Genomic DNA, 7,131 nt, shown 5'->3' with positions numbered 1-7,131 from the left:
TTAAATCTAAGCAAATCATGAGCAAGGAGGATTAAGAAACGCTGCGCTTTTAGAGATAGTGACAAATACAGAATATTTTAATTAATAACTAGGCCTAGTCGTTAGTGTTTTCTCATTTACTCCTCATTCGCTTCTCTCAGTGCAATTTGGTCTTGGTGAATTATTTAAAAAAAAGAAGTTATAGACACTTAGCATTTAGAAGATAAAAATACTCAAAACCAGAAGCTGCGCTTGTTAAGCGAGCAAGCTATGCGTCTACAATCAACCCTAAGATCTGAGACCTTAGCACGCACCTCGCAGCCCATATCTCGTTGCTCGAAGCGCGTGTTTTAACCACAGTACTTATTAAACATCCAACTGCCTCTAATAGCCTCATAATGAGAACCAAATTGCAGCGATAAACACACTATTGGCAAACGATTCATTTGCTCAGCCATACTAAACACATCATAAAATTTATAACCATATTTAGAGGCTAATTTAAGCTCGTTCACATAAAGGGCTTTGTAAGTAGGTGGTAGTTCATTCCAATGCATTAAAGCAATTTGAATAATACCTAAATGAACATCTAACTTATAAGGGCCGACTTTTTTGGCTTGCTGAATATAATTATATACCCGCTCGGTAGGCCCCTCTTGATAGCTGACAACTTGTGCCAAGCTTATCCAGGTTAGTGCCCAAGTTTGTCTAAGCTCAACCGACTTTAATAACGCTTGCTCAGCTTGTTGGTATGTTTGCTTAACTTGTTCAGCTTGATCACTCGATGTGGTATCAATTCCGGCTAAACCTAGCATTTTTATATGGGCTAAAAAGTGCCAATAATGAGGATGCTCAGGATCCATATTAGTAGCCAAGGTAATCGCATTTTCTGCCGCCTGAAGCGATGAACCAGATAAAGCACCATCCGACTCTTGCACAATATTAAGTGCATTAAAGTACCACGCATTAGCGCGCATACTTTGCATGCTGATATAAGCGATAACAAGTACTATCATGGCTAATATAGCAGCAGGAACTACCTTGAACATGTTTAATTTAGTCATTAAATAAGTACTCGGTTAATTGCAGCGGGTTAGTTACAAAAAGCGCTGTAGCCCGCTCCTCACCTAATAACTGCGCTACTGCTTTTCTAGCTTGACTTAAAATAGGCGGTCGGCGCTTTACTGAATGAGCGTCAGAGGCAACATAGTTCACTAAACCATCTTTTAGCATTTGTAACGCTATAGTTTGTGCGCTTTCGCCCCACTCACCTTCAATACTCGATGCCGTTAGCTGAAAGTCGCAACCTAATTGGTTTAAGTGTTGAATATAATAAAGATTTGACTGAATATCGCGATTACGCTCTGGGTGCGGAATAATAACGCGTATATTTTGTTTAGCGAGCCACTGAATAAACTTATCGTAACCTTGCGGCATGTGTGAATGCGGTAACTCTAATAACAACACGCTTTTGTCTGCTATTTTCCCAATAAAAGGCAGTTTATTAGCCATCACCATTGCCATAAGCTCTATGTCTAAACGTACCTCTGCAGCGGCAGCCAACTTTACATTAATACCTTCTTTTTTTGCCTCTCGCTTTAAACTCTCTAAATCGTTTTTTATTTGAGCCGTCGCATTATTAAAGCGCCCCACATGTATATGTGGCGTTGCCACCATATGAGTAATACCATCGCTTTCGGCCAATTTCAAAAGCGCCAAAGATTCAGTTAAATCTTTAGCGCCATCATCAATACCCGGCAAAATATGCGTATGAATATCAATCATAAATTACTTAATTACACTTGTGGCTTTTGAGGTTGCTGTGAGTAATCGTAATAATCATAGTAACCATGGCTATGCTCATCTTTAGATTTACTCATATCTACCTTGTTTAGTACCACACCAGCAACGTGAGCTTTTACTTCAAATAAACGCTCAAGGCCGGCTGTAATAGGTTTAATACGGGTTATGTCAGATTTAACAACATAAACAACTGAATCAACACTTTGTGCAATTACCAATGCATCACTTACTGCTTGTGTAGGCGGTGTATCAACAATAATATGATCGTACTGCGCTTTTAACTCGCTAAGTAGCTCAGCAAAGCGTGGGCTTGACAACAACTCAAGTGGATTCGATGGTATTTGCCCACTTGGCATAATAGTGACACCCGATTGCGTATCAACATGTACACACTCAGCTAATTGCTCAGTACCTATCATTAAATTACTTAAGCCAGGATGAAATACAGGTATATCAAAACGTTTAGCTAAGGCTGGTTTACGTAAATCGGCATCAATCAGTAATACCTTACCCATTTGTGCCAACGACATCGCTAAGTTTGCAGAGGTGGTGGTTTTACCTTCCCCTGGGGAGGTAGAGGTAACCGCAATAACTTGATGCGCTCTATCTAATTGAGTTAGCAATAAACTAGTGCGTAAGGTACGTACCGACTCAGCAAAGCGACGATAAGTATCTTCTAAATAAGCATGTATCGGGAAAAAGCTCTTTTTAGGCACTACAACATGCGGTAATAATCCTAACATACGCTGCGCGAGTTTATTTTCTACATCATTTTTATTTTTAACTGTGTCGTTTAAGGCATCAAAAACAAAGGTCATTACTACAGCAAAACCAAAACTGGCAACAAAGGCTAATATAACAATCAGCTTTTTGTTAGGCTTACTTGGGTCTTTTGGTGCATAAGCACGGTCTGTAAAGCGCGCTGCAGCTGAGCTAAAGTCACTGGTTACTTCGGTTTCTTTAGAGCGCGATAAGAAGGTATTAAAAATATTACGGTTTGTCTCAACTTCACGTTTTAATTGATTATATTGAGTTTCTTTACGGGTAATGTCTTGATATTCAGCACGAATTTTAGCCAAGTCGCGCTCAAGCGCATTTACAGTTCGCGTTGTTCTGTTAAGCTCTTTTTCTATACCGGTAATTAACCCTTTAATTTGCTTATTAAGGTTAGTTTTAACTGTAGCAAGTTCAGATTTAGCTGAAATCATTTTCGGGTGTTTAGGGCCATAAACTTCACTAAGCTCACTCACCTTACGCTCAACTAAGACCACTTCGCGTTTAACATCTTGTACTACACGATGCGAGGTAATTTCAGGCATACTGCCAAGTAACTCTATGTTGTCGTTACCATATTCGTTAATAACACGGTTAATGCTTTCTAGATTATTTTTAGTCGCACGCGCATCAACTAGCTGTTTTGAGGTTTGCTCAAGCTCTTGGGTAACAAGCCCTGCTATACCTTCTATATCAACCAGTTTTTGTTCTTCTCGGTAAGCTTGTAAACGCACTTCAGAGCTATCTAATTGTACACGCAATTCAGATAAACGCGTGTTTAACCAGCTCGATGCCTGCTTAGTAATACCCATTTTAGCGCGCATTTGGCTTTCTATGTATACTTCACCCACCGTATTAGCCACTAAAGCTGCAAGCTTTGGGTCGCTCGACTCAAAACTTACTTGCACTAATTGGGTATTACGAATTGGAGACACCGTTAAACGAGACTTAAACGCAGCAAGCAAACCTAACATTTCTCGCTCTGCTTGCTCTTCTTCGCTAAGAACAGAGCTTTCTTTTTGATTTAAAAAAGGCAGTAATTGCTTAACCATGCCTTTTAGTTCACCAGTGAGTGAAGGTTCAGCAATAAAGTCGGTATGGTCTTTTAAATTAAGTTTAGTAATTACCTCACGAGCAATGCTGTTTGACTTAATCACTTCAAACTGAGTTAAGTAATACTCTTTTTTAGTTGAATCTAAGCCGTATATTTCGTCAAAACTCACCGCTTTGGTTTGCTCCGACTCAATCAATAAGGTTGCAGTGGCGGTATATTTAGGAACCAAGGTTAATGCAACCATAATAGTGAGCAATGTAACTACAATAGCAAAGCCTAAAATCTTCCATTTACTTTGCTTAATAACATTAATATAAGCACCCAAATCAACAACTTCCAAGTTATTGCTAGGTTTTTCGGTATGTGTATTCATTTTTTATTACTGCCTTAAACTGCTTAAAACAAGCGCTGCTCTATTTTTATGGTGTCACCCGCTGCAATTTGGCTATTTAAACTACCTTTTTGTTGCTGCTGTTTGGTTTGCTCTTTAAAAATAAATATTTTATCAACTGAGGCGCGCTCGGTTAACCCACCGGCTAAAGCTATTGCTTGGTTTACCGTCATAGCAGGTTGGTAAGGGTAAGCGCCTGGCTCTTTAACTTCACCATGTATATAAAAAGGTCGATATTCTATAACTTGCGCATATACATTAGGGTTAACTAAATAGTCCGGCTGCAGACCTTCGCTTATTGTTTGCTCAACTTGCGAAACACTTAAACCCACCAGCTTAACCTTACCTAAAAACGGATAGTTAATTTCACCGCTATTACCAAGCAGTGAGGTTACGTTTAAATCAGGCTGACCAAATACTTTTATTTCTATTTTATCACCCGCACCTAAAATGTAGTTTTGCGAATCGTTCGCAAAACTACCAAAGCTCAGTAATAATATTAAGCCAGTTAAAATTTTAGCCTTCATTCATTTCCCTTTAATGCAAATGTAAAGTTAAGTCCAACAATTACACGATCAAATTCAATATTAGTTTGGGTTGAATTACGGTCAATAAAATCAACATAGCCGGCTACCATACCAAAGTTGCTGGCTAAATAATTTAAGCCTAGGCGGGCATTTTTAACTTTATCTTTACGGTTAAAATTACCAGAGTACTGTTGATCAACATAATTAGCACTGACTACCGAGCTTAAGTAGTCGCTCCAATCGTGCTGCCACGTTGCACCGTAAACACTCTCGCGAATATAATCGCCTTCTAATAACGGATCTTTAGCCGCACGGCTAGTAACTAATTGTAGTGATGAGTAAGAAAGCGGCTTCCAAACAGCGGCAGCTTCCCAGCTTAAACCACTAAAGTTATCGCGCAGGTTTGACTCAAAATCTTTATTTTGGTAACCCACTTTAAATGAGCCAGTAGTAACAGCTGTTGCTTCCCACTCCATACCTAATAATACTTTTACATCGTCTGAGTCACGTGAAATACCGTTTGAATCAATTACATCGTATTGATAGTTTTCTTGCTTTACTTCTAAAAAGGCACGCGTACCTGCTTGGGTATTATAATAACCAATAATACCTAACATAGGTTTGTCGTAATCACGAAACTGCGATATAGCCGTAAAATTTTGATAATTTTTGTTATAATAACCTGCCGTTACAGCAACCTGAGCTTTAGAGCTTTGGGCACCATATTCATAACGAGCAGTTAGATTTTGTTGCTGATAATTTACAAGCTCATCTAGCGCACTGCCCTGGCCTTCGGTTAAACCCGCACCGCGTGACTCGTATAACCAATCAGCATCGCCTGTTACATCTAAACGGTGTTGACTAGTAAACTCTTTGTGCACACCAGCACCCAAGTTTACTTGAGTGAAATTATCAGTGGTGTCTTTATTATGAAGCGATGTGCTAGATGCAATATCAAATTTATAACTGTCAGGGCCATCTTCAATAAGCGCATTTAAACTCGGCGCTATATTCCATATTAAACGCGACTCGGTGTTTTCTGGAGTGCTAAAAAAGTTGTCGTTGCTACTTACACCCAGCTGCAGCGTAGGTGTAATCTCAGCGCCGTCTTTAGTCATTACACTGCCTGGTTGTAATTCTACTGCCAATGCAGGTGCAGATAAGCCTAACGAAACAAGTAAAGTGGTAATTGTATTAGTACGCATTTTCACTTTTAAATCCCTTAAAAATTGTCATAAAAATTATTTTCACATCAAACCATAAAGACCAATGTTTAATGTAATGTAAATCGTATTCAACTCGCTTAGCCATTTTATCGAGTGTATCGGTTTCGCCGCGCCAGCCGTTAATTTGTGCCCAACCGGTAATTCCCGGTTTGGTTTTATGCCTAAACATGTAAAACTCTACTTTTTTTCGGTACTCTTCATTATGGGCAACCGCATGGGGCCGAGGGCCAACAATCGACATATCGCCTTTTAAAACATTTATAAACTGCGGCAGTTCGTCAAGGCTAGTACGGCGTAAAAAGCCACCTAACGGAGTTATGCGGGCATCGTTTTTGGTTGCCTGAGTCACTACATCGCTGTTTTCGGTCACCGTCATCGAGCGGAACTTCCACACTTTTATTTTTCGGCCATCTAAGCCATAGCGATCTTGCTTAAATAGTATAGGCCCTTTAGATTTCAGCTTTATGGCGGCAGCAATAGTCAATAATAGTGGGGTGATTAAGGTAACAATAATAGCTGATACTACTATATCTTCTGTACGCTTTATAAATTCGTGAGCACCAATACAAGGCGCCTCAAACACGCTTAATGTATCAACATCACCCACATGTTCAATACGAGCATGTATTAAGTTCGAGAGTAAAAAATCAGGCACTATGTGTACGTCTACGGTGGTATCGCCTAACTGCAATAAAATATCGGCTATGCGTTTTTGCGCTTTCATGGGCAACGCAATATAAAGTATGTCTATTTCACCATTGCGAGCAGCATCTACTGCACTTTGAATACGGCCCTCAATACCTTTTTGTTCGAGTTGTTCAAACAGGCGCTCTGGGTTTCTGTCATCGTAAAAGCCTTTAAAATTAAAGCCTAGTTCATCGTGCTTTATAATTTCAGCATGTAAGTATGCGGCCGATTCTGTAGCACCAATAATGGCCACATTGCGTTGCGATAGCCCTAATTTACGGCGGCTACGTTTATACCAATAAACCCCTAAGCGCCAAATATATAAATACGCCACACTAAGCATAAACCAAATCGCGATTCCCACGCGAGAAAGCAACTCAGTAAACTTAAATAAAAACGACACGACTAATAAAAACGCAAAGGCAATTAAAACACTACCCCATGCACACATTACCATTGTTCTAAATTTTCCTGCACGCCAAGAACGGTAGGTAGAAAACAGCTCAGCACTGTATAAATAGCTTAGGGCAACAGTGAGTGCAGATGCGGCATAAATAGGGGTAAGTTTAAAATTGTAAAGAAGGGCTGCGCACTGAAACGCTAAAAATAACGCAAATATATCAAATAATCGGTAAAAATTGGCATCAGAGGAACCTGACGGTTTGAAAGTCCTTGGAGATGTCATTTTGC

General features: G+C 39.6%; 6 protein-coding genes. All 6 read right to left on the bottom strand.

The features are described from left to right. Positions 1–329: 329 nt before the first annotated feature. The 6 genes from QMA00_RS10210 to QMA00_RS10185 are packed head-to-tail and all read right to left on the bottom strand — an operon-like array spanning position 330 to position 7,126. Positions 330–1,043: a VpsP family polysaccharide biosynthesis protein gene (locus QMA00_RS10210; protein WP_290157090.1), complete on the bottom strand. Its 714-nt coding sequence runs from the start codon at positions 1,041–1,043 to the stop codon at positions 330–332. Continuing rightward, positions 1,036–1,764, bottom strand: a complete 729-nt coding sequence (locus tag QMA00_RS10205) for a CpsB/CapC family capsule biosynthesis tyrosine phosphatase (protein WP_290157089.1) — start codon at positions 1,762–1,764, stop codon at positions 1,036–1,038. Before QMA00_RS10205 ends, QMA00_RS10210 begins: the two co-directional genes overlap by 8 nt. Positions 1,765–1,775: 11 nt before the next feature. Further along, the gene (locus QMA00_RS10200; RefSeq protein ID WP_290157088.1) at positions 1,776–3,983 is read right to left on the bottom strand and encodes a polysaccharide biosynthesis tyrosine autokinase; all 2,208 of its coding nucleotides are present in this window, start codon (positions 3,981–3,983) and stop codon (positions 1,776–1,778) included. 23 nt (positions 3,984–4,006) lie between these two features. Then, complete coding sequence (locus QMA00_RS10195; protein WP_290157087.1) at positions 4,007–4,528, bottom strand: polysaccharide biosynthesis/export family protein; 522 nt, start codon at positions 4,526–4,528, stop codon at positions 4,007–4,009. Next, complete coding sequence (locus QMA00_RS10190; protein WP_290157086.1) at positions 4,525–5,739, bottom strand: outer membrane beta-barrel protein; 1,215 nt, start codon at positions 5,737–5,739, stop codon at positions 4,525–4,527. The genes QMA00_RS10195 and QMA00_RS10190 overlap by 4 nt, the downstream gene beginning before the upstream one ends. Further along, positions 5,723–7,126, bottom strand: a complete 1,404-nt coding sequence (locus QMA00_RS10185) for an undecaprenyl-phosphate glucose phosphotransferase (RefSeq protein ID WP_290157084.1) — start codon at positions 7,124–7,126, stop codon at positions 5,723–5,725. The genes QMA00_RS10190 and QMA00_RS10185 overlap by 17 nt, the downstream gene beginning before the upstream one ends. Positions 7,127–7,131: the final 5 nt, after the last annotated feature.

The organism is Pseudoalteromonas sp. APC 3694 (assembly GCF_030407565.1).
Lineage (GTDB): Bacteria > Pseudomonadota > Gammaproteobacteria > Enterobacterales > Alteromonadaceae > Pseudoalteromonas > Pseudoalteromonas tetraodonis.
Note: the sequence above shows the minus strand (reverse complement) of the source record. Positions and strands in the feature narration are given on the sequence as shown.